The sequence below is a fragment of the Streptomyces sp. NPDC097595 genome, assembly GCF_044761525.1.
GTDB classification, from domain to species: domain Bacteria; phylum Actinomycetota; class Actinomycetes; order Streptomycetales; family Streptomycetaceae; genus Streptomyces; species Streptomyces drozdowiczii_A.
In genome coordinates this window covers 99,334-116,167 of sequence record NZ_JBIWCN010000022.1, presented here as the reverse complement: position 1 = coordinate 116,167, position 16,834 = coordinate 99,334, and the positions used below count along the sequence as shown (strand labels likewise).

General features: G+C 71.5%; 13 protein-coding genes. 7 read left to right on the top strand and 6 right to left on the bottom strand.

Annotated elements, in window-relative coordinates; genetic code table 11:
• Positions 1 to 16: 16 nt before the first annotated feature.
• Genes galK through galT form a run of 3 tightly spaced genes read right to left on the bottom strand, consistent with a single transcriptional unit; the run spans position 17 to position 3,203 of the window.
• The gene (gene galK, locus ACIQZN_RS29200; protein WP_404000044.1) at positions 17 to 1,186 is read right to left on the bottom strand and encodes a galactokinase; all 1,170 of its coding nucleotides are present in this window, start codon (positions 1,184 to 1,186) and stop codon (positions 17 to 19) included.
• A complete protein-coding gene (gene galE, locus ACIQZN_RS29195; protein WP_404000041.1) occupies positions 1,183 to 2,163 on the bottom strand; it encodes a UDP-glucose 4-epimerase GalE in 981 nt (326 codons plus the stop codon). The genes galK and galE overlap by 4 nt, the downstream gene beginning before the upstream one ends.
• A complete protein-coding gene (gene galT / locus ACIQZN_RS29190; protein WP_404000039.1) occupies positions 2,160 to 3,203 on the bottom strand; it encodes a galactose-1-phosphate uridylyltransferase in 1,044 nt (347 codons plus the stop codon). Before galT ends, galE begins: the two co-directional genes overlap by 4 nt.
• A 236-nt stretch (positions 3,204 to 3,439) precedes the next feature.
• Between galT and ACIQZN_RS29185 the strand changes: the two genes are divergently transcribed.
• The 7 genes from ACIQZN_RS29185 (at position 3,440) to ACIQZN_RS29155 (ending at position 12,124) form a co-directional block, all read left to right on the top strand.
• Positions 3,440 to 5,110, top strand: a complete 1,671-nt coding sequence (locus ACIQZN_RS29185) for a sodium:solute symporter family protein (protein WP_404000036.1) — start codon at positions 3,440 to 3,442, stop codon at positions 5,108 to 5,110.
• A gap of 15 nt (positions 5,111 to 5,125) precedes the next feature.
• Entirely contained in the window at positions 5,126 to 5,416 is a 291-nt protein-coding gene (locus ACIQZN_RS29180) for a hypothetical protein (RefSeq protein WP_404000033.1), read from the top strand.
• Between the two features lie 231 nt (positions 5,417 to 5,647).
• A complete protein-coding gene (gene sbnA, locus ACIQZN_RS29175; protein ID WP_404000030.1) occupies positions 5,648 to 6,634 on the top strand; it encodes a 2,3-diaminopropionate biosynthesis protein SbnA in 987 nt (328 codons plus the stop codon).
• Positions 6,635 to 6,646: 12 nt separating this feature from the next.
• On the top strand, positions 6,647 to 7,648 hold the full coding sequence (sbnB, locus tag ACIQZN_RS29170) for a 2,3-diaminopropionate biosynthesis protein SbnB (RefSeq protein ID WP_404000027.1): 1,002 nt from the start codon (positions 6,647 to 6,649) through the stop codon (positions 7,646 to 7,648).
• Positions 7,642 to 9,651 (top strand): FAD/NAD(P)-binding protein, encoded by a 2,010-nt coding sequence (locus ACIQZN_RS29165; RefSeq protein ID WP_404000024.1) that lies wholly within the window; start codon positions 7,642 to 7,644, stop codon positions 9,649 to 9,651. Before sbnB ends, ACIQZN_RS29165 begins: the two co-directional genes overlap by 7 nt.
• Entirely contained in the window at positions 9,648 to 10,850 is a 1,203-nt protein-coding gene (locus ACIQZN_RS29160; RefSeq protein WP_404000021.1) for a trans-sulfuration enzyme family protein, read from the top strand. The genes ACIQZN_RS29165 and ACIQZN_RS29160 overlap by 4 nt, the downstream gene beginning before the upstream one ends.
• Entirely contained in the window at positions 10,847 to 12,124 is a 1,278-nt protein-coding gene (locus tag ACIQZN_RS29155) for a benzoate/H(+) symporter BenE family transporter (RefSeq protein ID WP_404000018.1), read from the top strand. Before ACIQZN_RS29160 ends, ACIQZN_RS29155 begins: the two co-directional genes overlap by 4 nt.
• Before the next feature lie 33 nt (positions 12,125 to 12,157).
• Here ACIQZN_RS29155 and ACIQZN_RS29150 read toward each other — a convergent pair whose 3' ends face one another.
• From ACIQZN_RS29150 to ACIQZN_RS29140, 3 genes are all read right to left on the bottom strand, one after another.
• Positions 12,158 to 12,850, bottom strand: a complete 693-nt coding sequence (locus tag ACIQZN_RS29150) for a LuxR C-terminal-related transcriptional regulator (RefSeq protein ID WP_404000015.1) — start codon at positions 12,848 to 12,850, stop codon at positions 12,158 to 12,160.
• A gap of 120 nt (positions 12,851 to 12,970) precedes the next feature.
• Entirely contained in the window at positions 12,971 to 14,854 is a 1,884-nt protein-coding gene (locus ACIQZN_RS29145) for a PQQ-binding-like beta-propeller repeat protein (protein WP_404000012.1), read from the bottom strand.
• Between the two features lie 58 nt (positions 14,855 to 14,912).
• Positions 14,913 to 16,778, bottom strand: a complete 1,866-nt coding sequence (locus ACIQZN_RS29140) for a PQQ-binding-like beta-propeller repeat protein (RefSeq protein WP_404000009.1) — start codon at positions 16,776 to 16,778, stop codon at positions 14,913 to 14,915.
• Between the last annotated feature and the right edge of the window lie 56 nt (positions 16,779 to 16,834).

Genomic DNA, 16,834 nt, shown 5'->3' with positions numbered 1-16,834 from the left:
AGGGGGCCCGCCCCCGTCAGACCAGCCGGCGCGCCCCCGCCGACGGCACCGCCGGGAAGACGCCCGGGGTGCCGTAGCCGGCCGCGGTGAACGCCTCCAGGACGGACTTGGTGACCGCGTCCGCGCGGGCCTCCTCGACCAGCACGATCGCCGAGCCGCCGAAGCCGCCCCCGGTCATCCGCGCCCCGAGCGCCCCGGCCGCGTTGGCCGCCTCGACCACGAGGTCCAGCTCCACGCAGGAGACCCGCAGGTCGTCGCGGAGCGAGACGTGCCCCGCCGTGAGGACCGGGCCGGCCGCGCGCACGTCGCCCGCGTCGAGCAGGGCGATGACCTGCTCGACGCGCTGGTTGTCGCCGACCACATGGCGCACGTACCGGACGACGGACTCGTCCGCGCCGGACTCCGCGAGCCGGTCCAGGGCGGCGCCCAGCTCCTCGTACGGCAGGTCGCGCAGGGTGGGTATGCCGAGCAGGCGGGCGCCCTCCTCGCAGCCGGTCCGGCGCTCCGCGTACGCCCCGTCGCCGAGCGCGTGCTTGACCCGGGTGTCGACCACCAGGAGTTGCAGCCCGTGCGCGGCCAGGTCGAAGGGGACCTGGCGGCGGCCGAGGTCCCGGGTGTCCAGGTGCAGGGCGTGGCCCTCGGTGCAGCAGGCGGACGCCATCTGGTCCATGACCCCGCAGGGGACGCCGACGAAGGCGTTCTCCGCGCGCTGGGCGAGGACCGCGAGCTCCGCCGCGTCGAGCCCGAGGCCGAAGAGGTCGTTGAGGGCGAGGGCGGTGACCACTTCGAGGGCGGCGGACGAGGAGAGCCCGGCGCCCGTGGGGACGGTGGAGGTCAGCTGGATGTCGGCGCCGGTGACCTCGTGGCCCGCCTCGCGCAGCGCCCAGACGACGCCGGCCGGGTAGGCGGCCCAGCCGTGGCCCTCGTGCGGGGTCAGTCCGTCCACGCGGAGCCGGACGACGCCGCCGGGCACATCGGTGGAGTGCAGCCGCAGTTCGCCGTCGGTGCGGCGGGAGACCGCGGCGCGGGCGGTGTGCGGGAGGGCGAGCGGCATGACGAAGCCGCCGTTGAAGTCGGTGTACTCGCCGATCAGGTTGACCCGGCCGGGGGCTGCCCAGATCCCCTCGGGCTCGCTTCCGTACAGCGCGGTGAAGGACGCGGTGAGCTCTGCGTGGTCCTCGGTCATGGTGCGGTGGGCTCCTCTCGGCGGGCGAACGTCCAGGCGTCGGAGACGATTCCGGCCAGGTCGGCGCGGGACGGCTGCCAGCCGAGCCGGTCCTTGGCGGTGGCGGCGGAGGCGACGAGGACGGCCGGGTCGCCGGCGCGGCGCGGGGCCGCGGTCTCGGGGACGGGGTGGCCGGTGACCTCGCGGACCGTCTCGATGACCTCGCGGACCGAGAAGCCGTTGCCGTTGCCGAGGTTGCAGATCAGGTGCTCGCCGGGGGTCGCCGCTTCGAGGGCGAGGAGGTGCGCCTCGGCCAGGTCCGCGACGTGGATGTAGTCGCGGACGCAGGTGCCGTCCGGGGTCGGGTAGTCGTCGCCGTAGACGGAGATCGACTCACGCTGTCCCAGGGCGACCTGGAGCACCAGCGGGATGAGGTGGGACTCGGGGCTGTGGCGCTCGCCGCAGTCGCCGTAGGCCCCGGCCACGTTGAAGTAGCGCAGCGAGACGGCGGCCAGGCCGTGGGCCGCGGCCTCCCCGGTGATCATGTGGTCGACGGCGAGCTTGGTCGCGCCGTACGGGCTGGTCGGGGCGGTGGGGTCGGCCTCCGTGATGGGGCTGGAGACCGGCTCGCCGTAGGTGGCCGCGGTGGAGGAGAAGACCAGGGTGCGGACCCCGGCGTCGCGCATCGCGGCGAGCAGGGCGGTGGAGCCGCCGACGTTGTTGAGCCAGTACTTCTCGGGGTCGGCGACGGACTCGCCGACCTGGGAGTACGCGGCGAAGTGGAGCACCCCGTCGTAGGAGGCGTCGAGCCACTTGGCGGCGTCCTGGACCCGGCCCTCGATGAAGCCGGCCCCGGCCGGGACGCCCTCGCGGAAGCCGGTGGAGAGGTCGTCCAGGACGGTGACGGTGTGCCCGGCCTCAAGGAGGTGCTGGGCGACGACACTGCCTACGTAACCGGCGCCGCCGGTGACCAGGTACTTCTTCGGGCTCTCGCTCACTCGCTCGCTACCTCTCGCAGTCGCTGGGCCGCGGTCTCCGGCGGCACGTCATTGATGAACACGCTCATGCCGGATTCGGAACCCGCGAGGAACTTCAGCTTGCCGGAGGTCCGTCGGATGGTGAAAAGTTCCAGGTGGAGCCCGAAGTCCTCACGCCCGGGAATCCCGAACGGCGCCTGGTGCCAGGCGGAGATGTACGGGGTCGGCGGCTCTCCGGGTCCGAAGATCCGGTCGAATCGCCTCAACAGTTCCAGATAGACCTGTGGGAACTCCGTGCGCGCCTCCTTGTCCAGCTCCCGCAGGTCGGCGACGCGGCGGCGCGGGTGGAGGTGGACCTCGTACGGCCAGTGGGCCGCGTAGGGGACGAAGGCGATCCAGTGCTCGGCGGCGAGCACGATCCGGGAGCCGTCCTCCTCCTCGCGGGCGACCACGTCGTCGAAGAGGTTGCGTCCGGTCTTCGCGTGGTGGGCGGCCATCGAGCGGAGCATCAGCTCGGTGCGCGGGGTGACGAAGGGGTAGCCGTAGATCTGGCCGTGCGGGTGGCCGAGCGTGACGCCGATCTCGGCGCCCCGGTTCTCGAAGCAGAACACCTGCTTGACCTGGGGCAGCCGGGCCAGGGCCGCGGTGCGGTCGGTCCACGCCTCCAGGACGAGCCCCGCCTGCTCCTCGGTGAGGTCGGCGAACGAGGCGTCGTGGTCGGAGGTGAAGCAGACGACCTCGCAGCGGCCGGAGTCGCCGGCGAGCGAGGGGAAGCGGTTCTCGAAGACGGCGACGTCGTAGTCGGGCTCCGGGATCTCGCTCTGCCGGCCCTCGCGCGAGGGGCACAGCGGGCACTCGTCGGCGGGCGGGTGGTAGGTCCGGCCCTGGCGGTGCGAGGCGATGGCCACGCTGTCGCCGAGCAGGGGGTCGCGCCGGATCTCGGACGAGGTGGAGACGGCGTCGAGGGGGCGCGTGTCGACGGCCTCGCGCACGAGGTCGTCCCGGCTGTCGTAGTAGATCAGCTCCCGGCCGTCGGCGAGCGTCGTAACCGTCTTCTTCACCAGACTCCTCCCACCCAACATAAGCAAACACAATGAACCACAAGTCAACAGTTGCGTCAATGAGTCGACGGCGGGGGCATACGGGCGGTGCGAGGAGGATCACGGCCGCTTGAAGGCTGTGATTCAGGCAATACGATCACAAACAAACAAAGAACCTCTTGGGAACTGTTCACTTTCCGAACACAAGAGCGTAGTTTCCTTCGAGTTCAGTTCGCGCAACGAAGCGAGACCCCCACATGCAAAATCTGGCAGCAGAGCTCCGGCTCCCCACGAACGGGCTCGACTACACGATCCTGGCGATCTACTTCGTCGTGGTGCTCGGCATCGGCTTCGCCGCCCGGGCGAGTGTCAAGACCAGCCTCGACTTCTTCCTCTCCGGACGGTCACTGCCTGCATGGGTGACCGGTCTGGCCTTCGTGGCGGCGAATCTCGGCGCCACCGAGATCCTCGGCATGGCGGCGACGGGCGCGCAGTACGGCGTCGCGGTGGTGCACTGGTACTGGATCGGCGCCATCCCCGCGATGGTCTTCCTCGGCCTCGTGATGATGCCGTTCTACTACCGCTCGAAGGTGCGCTCGGTGCCGGAGTTCCTGCTCCAGCGCTTCGACAAGTCCGCGCACCTGCTGAGCTCCATACTCTTCGCCTTCTCGGCGATCCTGATCGCGGGCGTCAACCTGTACGCCCTGTCGATCGTCGTGGAGGCGCTCCTCGGCTGGCCGCAGTGGGTCGCGATCGTCGTCGCGGGCCTCTTCGTCCTCGTCTACATCACGATCGGCGGGCTCTCCTCCGCGATCTACAACGAGGTGCTGCAGTTCTTCGTCATCCTCGCCGCGCTGATCCCGCTGACCCTGCTGGGTCTCAAGCGCGTCGGCGGCTGGGACGGGCTGAGCGACTCACTGACGTCGAAGCACGGCTCCAACTTCATGTCGGCCTGGGGCGGCACGGGCATCGGTGACGCCAACCCGCTCGGCGCCAACTGGCTGACGATCGTCCTCGGCCTCGGCTTCGTGCTCTCCTTCGGCTACTGGACGACGAACTTCGCCGAGGTGCAGCGCGCCCTGTCCGCGAAGAACCTCTCGGCCGCCCAGCGCACCCCGCTGATCGCCGCCTTCCCGAAGATCTTCATCGTCTTCGTCGTGATGATCCCGGGCCTGGTCGCCGCCGTGGTCGTGCCGAACATCGGCACCGCCGGCTCCGGCACCACGTACAACGACGCGATCCCGCTGCTGATGCGCGAGCTGCTGCCCAACGGTGTGCTCGGCATCGCCGTGACCGGTCTGCTGGCCGCGTTCATGGCGGGCATGGCCGCCAACGTCTCCTCGTTCAACACCGTGTTCACCACGGACATCTGGGCGCGGTACGTGAAGAAGGACCAGCCGGACGCGTACTACCTGCGCTTCGGCCGGCTGATCACGGCGCTCGGCGTGCTGGCCTCCATCGGCACCGCGTTCATCGCCGCCAGCTTCTCGAACATCATGAGCTACCTCCAGACGCTCTTCTCGTTCTTCAACGTCCCGCTCTTCGTCGTGTTCATCATCGGCATGTTCTGGAAGCGCGCCTCGATGAAGTCCGGTGTCTGGGGCCTGCTCGCGGGCACCACGGCCGCGATGGTCAACTACTTCGTCATCTACAAGCAGGGTGTCATCGACATCCCGAGCGACCAGGGCGCCAACTTCGTCTCCGCGATCGTCGGTTTCGTCGCCGGTGCGGTGGTCATGATCGCGGTCACGCTCTTCACCGCTCCCAAGCCCGAGGCCGAACTCGCCGGTCTCGTCTACGGAACCGAGTCCCCGGGCGCCCCCGAGGTGCCCGAGGAAGGCGACAGCGCCTGGTACCGCAGGCCCGCACTCCTGGGCTGGGGAGCCATCGTGCTCGCCGCCCTGTGCTACGTCCCCTACTCGTTCTGATCGGAGTACCTCACCATGTCCGACCTGCACAAGGAAGTCTCCGACCTGGAGCAGAAGTCCGCCACGGCGGCCCGCCTCTTCGACATCCGGCGGATCATCGGCGGCCTCTTCGTGGTCTACGGGATCATCGTGACGATCGCCGGGATCAGCCCGTCCGACGCGGACCTGAAGAAGGCCCAGGGCGTCCACATCAACCTCTGGACCGGCCTCGCCATGCTGGCGCTCGGCCTGTTCTTCCTGGTCTGGATGAAGCTGCGCCCGGCCCAGGCACCGGAGCACGCGCCGGAGGACACCCCGGCGGCCTAGTACGCCCGTACGCGGCAGGGGCCGGACACCGTCAGCCGACGGGGTCCGGCCCCTGCCGCGTTCCCTGGCCCCGGCTGCCCCGGAATTGTGAATTCCCTTTCAGGGGCGAATGTCATTTACCAATCAACCTTTTCCACATACTGGAATATGGATTGATCGAGCCGTCATTTCGTGCCAGGATCCAGGACGGCCGAGCAGCGACGGGGGTCCCTCGGCCAGGGGGAGTACACAGTGATAGCAGAAGAAGTCTATGACCTGGTGCTGGACGACGTCTTCGTCCGGCTCGACCGATTAGTTCCCGGCAGCATCCTCTACCTCAAGCTGGAAGGTCTCAATCCAGCGGGCTCGGTCAAACTCAAGACCGCGGTCGCCCTGGTCCGTGACGCGGAGGAGCAGGCCGAGAAATCGCGGCGCACCTTTCCGCGGACCCGGCTGATCGAATCGACGTCCGGAAACCTCGGCGTCGCCCTGGCCATGGTGTGCGCGGCCAAGGGGTACGCGCTCACCTGCGTCACGGACCCGAATGCCAACCGCCAGTCGGTCCAGCTGATGCGGGCGCTCGGCGCGGAGGTCGTCGTCATCGACGCCCCCGACGCCAACGGCGGCTTCCTGCAGTCGCGGATCAACTACATCAGGCGGCGGCTGCGCCGCGAGCCGCACACGCACTGGCTGAACCAGTACGCCAACCCCGCGGGCCCCGCTGCACACCGGGACCGCACCGGGCGGGCCATCGTCGAGCACATCGGCCACCCGGACTACGTCTTCGTCGGCGCGGGCACCACGGGGACGCTGATGGGGTGCGCGGCCTATCTGCGCGCGCACAGCCCGCGGACCCGCATCGTCGCCGTCGACACCGTGGGGTCGGTCACCTTCGGCACCCCGGCCGCCCCGCGCCACATCCCGGGTCTGGGCACCAGCCGGAGGCCCGAGATCCTCGACCCGGCGCTGGTGGACGACCTCGTCCTCGTTCCCGAGCCGGAGGCCGTCGCCGTCTGCCGCTCCCTCGCCAGGGACCGCGGCCTGCTCTTCGGCGGATCGACCGGGACGGTGCTCGCCGCCGTACAGAAAGCGGCGAAAGACATTCCGGAGGGGAGCACGGTGGTGGCCCTCTCACCCGATTTCGGCGACCGCTATCTCGACACCCTTTACGACGACCAGTGGGTGGCGGAGCGCTGGCCCGAAACGAACGACGAAACAATTTCTCGGGCTCAGGCCTGACAAGGGGGAGAAATGTTCGACTTCGACATTGTCACCGGTAAGGCCGTACAGGAGATCCTGCGGAATTCCCGGACCTCGGTGATCGACATCGTGGAACGCGCCTATCTGGCACACGAACGGGGTGACTCGGTCAACCCCGACAGCTATTTCCTGCGCTTCCCCGAAAAGCCCGACTCGCGGATCATCGCGCTGCCCGCCTTCCTCGGCGACGACGTACAGCTCGCCGGTATCAAGTGGATCGCCAGCTTCCCCAGGAACACCGCCTCCGGTCTGCCCCGGGCGGCCGCGGTCCTCGTGCTCAACGACTACGAGACCGGCTACCCGGTCGCCTGCATGGAGGCCGCGGGGATCAGCGCGGCGCGCACCGCCGCTTCGGCCGCCGTCGCCGCCCGCACGCTGCGGCCCGACGGCCACCGGGGCACCACGGTCGCCGTCGTCGGCGGCGGAGTCATCGCCCGCAACATCTGCGACTACCTGCACGCCTCGGGATGCGACCCGGACGCGTATCTGGTGCACGACATCCACGAGCCGTCCGGCCGGGCGCTCGCCGATCACATCCGCGTCACCCAGGGCCGCACCGCGACCTTCACCGCGGACCTCGACACCGCCTTGGCGGCGGACACCGTCGTGTTCGCCACGACGGCGCTCGAACCGTACGTCACCCGGCCGTTCGAAGCGGGCCAGGTGGTCCTCAACATCTCCCTGCGGGACCTGACGCCCGAGGTGGTCCTGGGCGCGGAGAACATCCTGGACGACGTCGACCACTGCCTGAAGGCCAACACCTCGCCGCATCTGGCCGAACAGCTCTCCGGCTCCCGCTCCTTCGTCACCGGGACCCTCGCGGCCGTGCTGAACGGCGAGGCCGCGCCGGATCCCGGCCGGCCGGTGATCTTCTCGCCGTTCGGGCTCGGGGTCCTCGACCTCGCGGTCGGCACCCACGTCCTCAGCCGGGCACGGGCCGACGGCACGGCGCTGGCGGTGCCGGACTTCTTCGGGGAGACCAGCCGATGGTGACGACCACGCGGGAACCCTCCACCGCACCGGCGTCGGCCGTGATCATAGGGCTCGGCCCACGCGGACTCGGCGTCCTGGAACGGCTGACCGCCCACGCCCTCGCGACCCCGTCGCCCCTCGTCGTGCACCTGGTGGACCCGGGCACCGAGGGCCCCGGATTCCACCGCCCCGACGAGCCCGACCACCTGCTGCTCAACACCGTCTGCGCGCAGGTGACGGCGTTCGCGGACGCGGACATGGTGGACGGTCCCGTCCCCCTGACCGGGCCCTCGCTGCACGACTGGTGCCTCCGGCGCGACCTGCGCCTGGCCGAGGACGGCTTCACCGTGCGGCCGGGGCGCGGCCGGGAGATCAGGCCCAACGACTTCCTGCCGCGCAGGCTGCTGAGCGAGTACCTGGCGTGGGCCGCGCGCCGCATCATGGACGCCGTCCCCGGCCACCTGACCCTCGTACGGCACACGACGACAGCGGTCGACGTGGTCACCGGGACCGGGCAGGAGGCGGCGGACGGTTCCGCCGCCGCGCCCGGGCCGGAGCACCGCGAGACGGTGGTCCTCGCCGACTGCGGCCGCATCACCGCGGACGCCGTCTTCGTCACCGTCGGGCACCACTCCCTCCACCTGCCCCCGCCGCCCGCCGACGCCCCCCGGCCGGTCGGCCGCCCGTACCCCCTGCCCGGGGCGCTCGACGCCGTCGCCCCCGGGGACCGGGTCGCCGTGCTGGGCACGGGCCTGACGGCGATGGACATGATCGCGACCCTCACCGTGGGGCGCGGCGGCCGGCACGTCCGCGACGGGGAACGGCTGCGCTACGAACGCGGCGGGCGCGAACCGCTGATCGTGCTGGCCAACCGCTCCGGGCTGCCCGCCCGGAGCAGGCCGTACCTCCACCCCGGACGGGTCCGCCCCGCCCCGCTCGCGCTGACCGGGGAGCGCCTGTCCGCGCTGCGCGCACGGCGGCCGGACGGCCGGCTGTCCTTCGCCCGGGACGTCCGGCCCCTCGTCGTCGCCGAGATGGAACTCGCCTGGTACCGCACCCTGCTCGCCCACAGTCTGGGCGACCGGACCCCGGACACGGCCCGGGCCGCCGCCCGACTCGCCGACGAGGCAAGCGTGTCGGGGTACGAAGAAGTCCTCGCCGGTTTACGGGAGCGATTCGGCCCGGCCCCGGTCGCCGGGCTGCTGAACGGGGCACCGGCCACGTCCGACGACCCCGGTGGCGCACCCGCCCCCACCTGGCCGGACCAGCGCGCGTACACCGCGTACTTCACCGCCGAGGTGGAGCACGACCTCGGCGAGGCGCGCGCGGGGCTCGGCGTCAGCCCGCTGAAGGAGGCCCTGGAGGTCCTGCGCGACCACCGCGACGCGCTCCGCGCCGTCGTGGACGCCCCGGGCCTGGACGACGAGTCGTCGGCGTACTTCTTCGGCACCTTCGCCCCGCTGGTCAACCGTCTGGTGATCGGCCCCCAGCTCGACCGCTCGGCGGAACTCCTCTCGCTGCTCGACGCGGGGGTGCTGCGGCTGGGGCCGGGGCCCGGCCCCAAGGTCGTGCCGCCGCTCGGCGGGGGCGGCCCCTGGCAGCTGGAGTCGACCCTGCTCGACGAGCACACCGTCGTGGACGTCGACCACGTGGTGCACGCCCATGTGACCGAGCCCGTGGCGGAGCGGGTCGCGGGCTCACTGCTGAGCCGCCTGGTCCGGTCCGGCCGCGCCCGGACCCGTACCGCGGGCGGGACCCCGCTGCCCGGTCTGGACGTCAACCGGCGCGGCCAGGGCATCGCCCGGACGGGCGCGGTCCAGTCCCGGCTGTTCTTCCTGGGCCCCCACACGGAGGGCTCCAGTTACTACAACCACTACGTCCCCTCCCCCGGCACCTCCTCGCGTGCGCTGCTGGACGCGGAGCTGGCCCTCACCACGGCCCTGCCGCACCTGCGGGGCGCCCCCACCCTCCACCGCGCCCCCGCCGCATCCGGGGCGGCCCCGTCCGACGAGAGGAACCGATGAACAACCGCGAGAAGTACACCCCCTGGACGCACACGTACCACGTGGAGACCCGGGCCGCGCAGGGCGACGGCTGGCGCTCCCCCACCACCGGTTCCGTGCCGCCCGCCATCAGCATGGGCGCCACCTACGCCAGGGACAGCGAGTACCGCACGCCGGCGGGCCTGGCCTACCTGCGCGACCAGGGGGCTCCCGGGTACGAACAGGTCGAGGACGTGGTGGCCGGGCTGGAGGGCGGCTCGCGCGGCCTGCTGTTCTCGTCCGGGATGGCCGCCGCGACCGCCGTCTTCCAGGTGCTGCCCGCCGGCTCCCGGGTCGTGGTGCCCCGGACGATGTACTTCGGGCTCACCAAGTGGCTCCTGGAGTTCGGTACGGAGCAGGGCCTCGAAGTCGTCCAGGTGCCCATGGACGACCTGGACGCGGTCGCCGCCGCGGTGGCCGCCGCCCCGACCCGCCTGGTGTGGGCGGAGTCCCCCGCGAACCCCACCTGGACGGTGACGGACCTCGCGGCGGTGGGCGCGGTGGCGCGCGAGGCCGGAGCCCTGTTCGGTGTGGACAACACGGTGCCCACGCCCGTCCACTCCCGCCCGTTCGAGCACGGTGCCGACCTCGTCATGCACTCCGGGACCAAGTACCTCAACGGCCACACCGACGTGGTGGCCGGTCTGCTGGTGCTGGCCCCGGACCCGGGCGAGCGGGCGGCCGCCCTGTGGGAACGGCTGGAACTGCACCGCAGGCTGACCGGACCCCTGCTCGGGCCGCTGGAGACCTACCTGCTGATGCGCGGCATACGCACGCTCTTCCCGCGCATGCGGCAGATCTCGGCCACCGCCATGACGCTCGCCGAGCACTTCGCCGGCCATCCGCTGATCCGCAAGGTCGCCTATCCGGGGCTGCCCGACGACCCGGGCCACGCCATCGCCGCACGTCAGATGAGTGCCGGCTTCAGCGGCATGCTCTCCCTGCACGTGGCCGGGGAGTGGCAGCGCTCCCTGCGCACCGCCCAGAACTGCGAGTTGTTCATTCGGGCCACTTCCCTCGGCGGAGTGGAGAGCCTGATCGAACACCGCTATACCTTCGAGGGCCCGGGCAGCACGTCCCCCAAGGACATGCTGCGCGTCTCGGTCGGCCTGGAGAATCCCGCGGACCTCGTCGCCGACCTCGAACAGGCCCTGGAGCGGGCCGCGAAGGAAGACCGTTGAGCTCTGAGACCCACACCCCCCACCCCCCGGCGGCCGGTGCCCCCACGGACGCCGGCGGGGCGCCTCCGGCGGAGGACTCCGCCGGACACCGGCCCAGCCTCTGGCGGGACGCGTCCCTCTCGGCCGTGCTCGCCGGTTTCATCGCCGTCGTGGTCTCCTACTCCGGGCCCCTGGTCATCGTGCTGGCGGCCGCGTCGGCCGGTCACCTGACCACCGATCAGACCAGCTCCTGGGTCTGGGCCATCTCCATCGGCTCCGGCCTGACCTGCATCGGGCTCAGTCTGCGGACCCGGATGCCGGTCATCACCGCCTGGTCGACGCCCGGCGCCGCCCTGCTGGTCACCAGCCTCGGCGCGTACTCGTACGGGGAGGCCGTCGGCGCGTTCCTGGTCACCGGTGTGGTGATCACCCTGGTCGGGCTGACCGGGGTCTTCGGGCGGCTGATGCGCCATGTGCCCTCGGCGGTGGTCTCCGCGATGCTCGCCGGCATCCTGTTCTCCTTCGGGACCGGGGTGTTCACCTCGCTCACCTCCGCGCCGTACATCGGCGGGGCGGTGCTCGTGGCCTATCTGCTCGGCAAGCGGATGTTCCCCCGGTACGCCGTGCTGGCCGCTCTGGCCGCCGGTGTGGTGGCCGCGGCGGCCACCTCGCGCCTGCATGTGCACCTCGACGGCGTCGGCCTGGCCACTCCGGTCCTGACCACGCCCCACTTCTCCGTGGCCTCCCTGATCGGCATCGCCGTTCCGCTGACCCTGGCGACGCTCGGCTCGCAGAACGCCCCCGGGATCGGGGTGCTCACGGCCGCCGGATACCGCCCGGACGACCGGCTGCTCATCGGCTCCACCGGCCTGGTCTCGACCGTCCTGGCGCCGTTCGGCTCGCACGCGATCAACCTGGCCGCCATCACGGCCGCGATCTGCACCGGCCCGGAGGCCCACCAGGACACCCGGCGCCGGTACGTCGCCGGTGTGTCCTGCGGAGCGTTCTACCTGCTGATCGGGCTGTTCGGCTCCACGCTGGTGGTGCTGTTCGCGGGGCTGCCCAAGGAGCTCGTCGCGGCCACGGCGGGCGTCGCGCTGTTCGGCGCGCTGGCGGGCGGGCTGACCGGGGCCATGACCGAGGAGAAGGACCGCGAGGCCGCGCTCATCACCTTCCTCGCCACCGCTTCGGGGATCACCCTGCACGGGATCGGATCGGCCTTCTGGGGCCTGCTGTTCGGCATGGTCACGCACCTGGTCCTGACCCGCCTGCGCCGCCCCGCCCCGGAGGACTAGGGCCTGTCGTTGCGCGGCGGGGGCCGGACACCGTCAGCCGACGGGGTCCGGCCCCCGGCGTGTCACCGCCGCCCGGTCCAGCAGCCCGGTCCGGGCGGCCAGCGCGGCGGCCTCCAGGCGGGAGCCGACGCCGAGCTTCATCAGGACGCGCTGCACGTGCGTACGGGCGGTGCTCGGCGCGATCCGCATCCCGGCCGCGATCAGCCGGGTGTCCTCGCCCTCCGCGACCCGGACCAGCACCTCGACCTCGCGCGGGGTGAGCAGCCGCAGCAGCCTGCGGCCCTCGTCGTCCGGCTGGGCCACCGGGTCGAGCAGTTCGGCGAAGGCGCCCTGGAGGAGCTGGGGCGCGATGGCCGCCTCCCCGGCCCTGGCCTTGACCATGGCGCGCTCCACGCCCTCGATCCGCTCGTCGTGCCGGACGTACCCGGCGGCCCCGGCCGCGAAGGCGGCGGCGATCCCGCGCGGGCTGGGGACCGGGCCGAGCACGACCACCGCGGTCTGCGGGCGCTCGCGCCGGATGCGCACGACCGGGTCGAAGGTGCCGGGCACGGCGGGCGAGGCGGTGCCGAAGAGGCAGACCTCCGGGGCCCGTCCGACGACGAGGTCCGCCGCCCCGGTGGTGGGCGCGGCGGCGGCCAGCACCCGGTGGCCGCGCAGTTTCAGCGCCGAGGCCAGCGCCTCGGCGAGCAGTCGGTGGTCGTCCACCACCATCAGCCGGACACCCATCGCCCCATCCCCCCGTCGCACGGCACGGGCCCCCCGGCCCTCCAGGGCCTGCAAGTTACACGGCCGGATACACGTGTGGGGGTGGAACCGGCCGGTTCCACCCCCACATGTGATGCGTACTCAGCTGGTGCTGAAGGCCACCACCAGGTACTCCTTCTCGTCCAGCGAGCTCTTGCGCGGTGCGCTGATCATCGTCTCGGAGATGAAGAAGTGCCCCTGCTCGTAGCGGAATTCCGCGTAGTCCGGGGTGAAGCTGGTCTCCGCGTCCCGGACGGCCTTGTCGGACGGGTTGCGCATCAGGACCGTCTGCTCGAAGGTGCTGCCGTCGATGGAGACGATCTCACCGCCCTTGTCGTACGGGGGTACCCGGTACGCGATGATGTTCTTGCCGTCCATCCGCAGCGGGAACATCGTGAACTTCTCGCCCGCGTCGGCCCGGTCGCCGGTCTGCTTGCCGGTGGTGAGGTCGAAGGAGACGATCTCGTTGGTCCGGCTGAAGCTCTCGCCGGTGCCCTCGTGCTCCTCGGTCGGCAGGTAGATGCGGTTGTTGCCGACGGCGAGGTGCTGGCACTGCTCGACGTCGGTGGAGCCGCACCGGGCCGCGTACTTCTCGGCGTCGGCGGAGATGCGGATCTTCAGCTTGCCGGTGGCCTCGTCGATCGAGAAGAAGTCCGAGATGCCGCTGCCGTCGCCCGCGGTGTCGCCGACGTCGGCCGCGACGACGAGCGGCTTGGTGGAGACGATGCTCGCGTAGTCGACGCCGGGCGGCATCTTGTACGAGGAGATCGGGGCGCCCGTCGTCGGGTTCAGCGCCTGGATGGTGAGCTGCGGGTCGTCGTACGCACCGCACTTGCGGACGGCGGCCAGGGCCTCGCCGCCGCCGTACCCCGCGTCGTAGCAGTTGTCGGTGCTGGCCTTCGGCTTCCAGAGCTCGGCGCCGGTGTCCAGCTTGAAGGCGGCGCCACCGCCGGAACCGCCGGCGGCGACCGTGGTGCCGCTGACGGTGACCTCCTCGAAGCGGACCGGCCGGTCACCGCTGGTGGTGGCGGTGACCGACTTGCTCCACAGCAGCTTGCCGGTGGCCAGGTCGAGGCCGCCGACCTTGTTGCATTGCTGGTAGGGCTTGTCCTTCGTGGGCTTGGCCTCCTCGAAGAGGACGGCGGTTTTGTAGTCCTTGCTCATGTGCCGGGAGGCGGCGCAGACCTGGCCGTCCAGCGGGATCGACCAGAGCTTGGTGCCCTTGTCCAGGTCGTAGCCGACGATCTCCGTGACGCCCGTCTTCACGTACGCCTTGTCGGTGATCCAGGAGCCGTCGACGCTGGTGGTGTCGGCGACCTTGGGCTGCGGGAGCTGGAAGCCGACGGCCGAGTCGACGTTCGCCGGGGCCTTCTCCTTGCCGCCGGTGGAGCCCCCCTTCCCGCCGTCGTCGCCCTTGCCGCCCTTGTTCCCGCCGGAGGTGCCGGCGGAGGTGCCCGCCTCGTCCTTCTTGTCGTCCCCGCCGCTGGAGGCGTACCAGATCCCGCCGCCCACGATCAGGGCGACCGCGACCACGGCCGCGACGATGATCTGGGCCTGGGTGGAGAACTTCTTCCGGCCCCCGCCCCCGCCCTGCGGCGGCGACGGGTAGGCGGGCTGCATCGGGGCGGTCGGGTAGCCGTACGGCTGCTGCTGGCCCTGCTGCGGGAAGCCGTAGCCGGGCTGGGTGGGCGGCTGGGGCTGCTGGCCCTGCGGGAAGCCGTAGCCGGGCTGGGTGGGCGGCTGGGGCTGCTGGCCCTGCGGGAAGCCGTAGCCCGGCTGCGTGGGCGGCTGGGGCTGCTGGCCCTGCGGGAAGCCGTAGCCCGGCTGCTGCTGGGGCGGGCCGGGGGGCGGCGGCGGGGTCGGCGCGCCGAAACCGCCGGGCGGCGGGTCCTGCGGCGCGCCGAAACCGCCGGGCGGCGAGTCCTGCGGCGCGCCGAAGCCGCCCTGGGGCGGGTCGTTGGGCGGCTGCTGGGGCGGCTGGGTCATGGCGTTGCGTACCTCGGGGAAGGGGGTCGGTCGGGTTCGTCCGGGTGGGGGTGAGCCGTCAGTTGCCGAAGGCCATCATGGTCTTCGTCTCCAGCTCTTCCTTGTCGTTGCTCGCGCTGACCCGCCCGCTCGTGATGAACGAACGCCCGTCCGCGTACTGGATCTTCGGGTTGTAGAAGGAGCGCTCGATCTCCGAGGTGGAGTCCGGGTGCTGAAGCACCATCTTCGGGCTGCCGCCGGCCGGGGAGAGGGTGGCGATGCCGCCGCCCTTGCTGTAGCCGCCCTCGACGTAGAGCAGGATGTTGCCGCCCTCCATGCCGAGCGGCTGCATGGTCTCCTCGGCGGGCGAGTCCGCCTTCCACTTCGTCTTGCCGGTGTTCAGGTTGAACGCGACGACCTTGTTGGTGCGGGCGGAGCCGCCGGTGTCGTCCGTGGTGGACATGTAGAAGGTGTTGGCGTCGGCCGCGACACCGGTGCAGTCCTGGAGCTGCTGGCCGAAGATGGAGAAGCCGCCGCCGCACACCGGGGCGAACTTGTCGCCCTTGTCACTGCTCAGCTTGGAGCGCAGCGAGCCGTTCTCGCGGAGCGCGATGACGCTCCACTTCTTGTCGTCGCTGTCGCCCTCGGTGAGGGAGACGATGAGCGGGGACACCGAGTAGACCTTGTCGACCTCCCAGCCGCTGGGCAGCTTGTAGGTCCACTTCGCCTTGCCGGTGCCGGGGTCGAGCTCCTCGACCTCCTGCTGCCGGGTCGCGCTGTCGTCCGTGCGGCAGTTGACCGCGGCGATGAGCTTGACGCCGCCGGCGAAGGCGAACGGCTCGCAGTTGCCACCCCGCTTGCCGAAGACCTCCTTGCCGTCGCTGACCCGGTAGGCGTTGGCCGAGCCGGTGCGGCCGGCCGTGACGGTGTCGCCGCTGATGGCCATGGAGAGGTCGGACATCAGGTCGAAGAGGCCGCTCTTCTTGACCTCCTTCTTCCATCCGGCCTTGCCCGTGTTGAGGTCGATCTGCTGGAGGGCGGAGCAGTCGGCCTTGTCGGTGGTGCCGTTCTTGATCGCGATGACGATCTTGCCGTCGGTGGTGGTCTGCTCGGGCGCGGAGCAGATGTCGGCGGGCAGCTTGAGCGTCCACTTCTGCTCGCCGTCGGCGACCGAGTAGCCGGAGACCGTGCGGTACATGCCCTTGACGATGGTGTCGCCGACGATCCAGGGACCGTAGACGGTCGCGCCGTTGCGCGGGAGGTCGACGTCGTTCTTCTGCAGCCAGAGGACCTTGGCCTCGCCGTCCTTGCGGCCGCTGTTGAGGTCGTCGTCCTCCTCCCGGCCGGTGCCGTTGCCGTCGCCCTGGTCGACGGTGGGCGACCCGGTCGGCTTCTCGACCTTCTCGCTCTTCTTGGCGACCGGCTTGTCGTCGCCGTCGCCGCCGCTCGTCGCGAAGTACACGCCGCCGCCGATCACGAGGAGCGCGGCGACCGCGGCCGCGATGATCACGGCCGGCTTGCGCTTGAACGGGTTGCCGCCGCCGGGGCCGTTCGGGCCGGGCGGCACGGGCGCGCCCGGGTTCTGCTGCGGCGGGAAGCCGTAACCGGCCTGCGGCTGCTGGCCGTACGGACCCGGCTGCTGACCGTACGGGCCGGGCTGCTGGTTGTACGGGCCCGGCTGCGGCTGGCCGTAGGGGCCGGGCTGCTGCGGCTGGCCGTAGGGGCCGGGCTGCTGCGGCTGGCCGTAGGGGCCGGGCTGCTGCGGGTAGCCGTAGCCCGGCTGCGTGGGCGGCGGGGTCGGCGGCGCGGCGGGGGCCTGGGGCGGCGCGGGGGGCGGCGGCGGAGTCTGCGGCGGGCCCTGGGGCGGCTGCGGTACCCCGTGCGGCGGCTCCTGCGGAGCGCCGAAGCCTCCCTGCGGCGGTTGCTGTCCGGGCGGCTGGGTCATCAGCACGTCCCCCTTCGTGCGGTCCGGTGCCCGTTCCGGACTCCCCCGCGATCCCG

Excerpts from the sequence above, each read along its gene's own strand:
- galK (WP_404000044.1), bottom strand. The coding sequence starts at position 1,186 with ATGACCGAGGACCACGCAGAGCTCACCGCGTCCTTCACCGCGCTGTAC.
- ACIQZN_RS29185 (WP_404000036.1), top strand. The coding sequence starts at position 3,440 with ATGCAAAATCTGGCAGCAGAGCTCCGGCTCCCCACGAACGGGCTCGAC.
- ACIQZN_RS29180 (WP_404000033.1), top strand. The coding sequence starts at position 5,126 with ATGTCCGACCTGCACAAGGAAGTCTCCGACCTGGAGCAGAAGTCCGCC.
- sbnB (WP_404000027.1), top strand. The coding sequence starts at position 6,647 with ATGTTCGACTTCGACATTGTCACCGGTAAGGCCGTACAGGAGATCCTG.
- ACIQZN_RS29165 (WP_404000024.1), top strand. The coding sequence starts at position 7,642 with ATGGTGACGACCACGCGGGAACCCTCCACCGCACCGGCGTCGGCCGTG.
- ACIQZN_RS29160 (WP_404000021.1), top strand. The coding sequence starts at position 9,648 with ATGAACAACCGCGAGAAGTACACCCCCTGGACGCACACGTACCACGTG.
- ACIQZN_RS29150 (WP_404000015.1), bottom strand. The coding sequence starts at position 12,850 with ATGGGTGTCCGGCTGATGGTGGTGGACGACCACCGACTGCTCGCCGAG.
- ACIQZN_RS29145 (WP_404000012.1), bottom strand. The coding sequence starts at position 14,854 with ATGACCCAGCCGCCCCAGCAGCCGCCCAACGACCCGCCCCAGGGCGGC.
- ACIQZN_RS29140 (WP_404000009.1), bottom strand. The coding sequence starts at position 16,778 with ATGACCCAGCCGCCCGGACAGCAACCGCCGCAGGGAGGCTTCGGCGCT.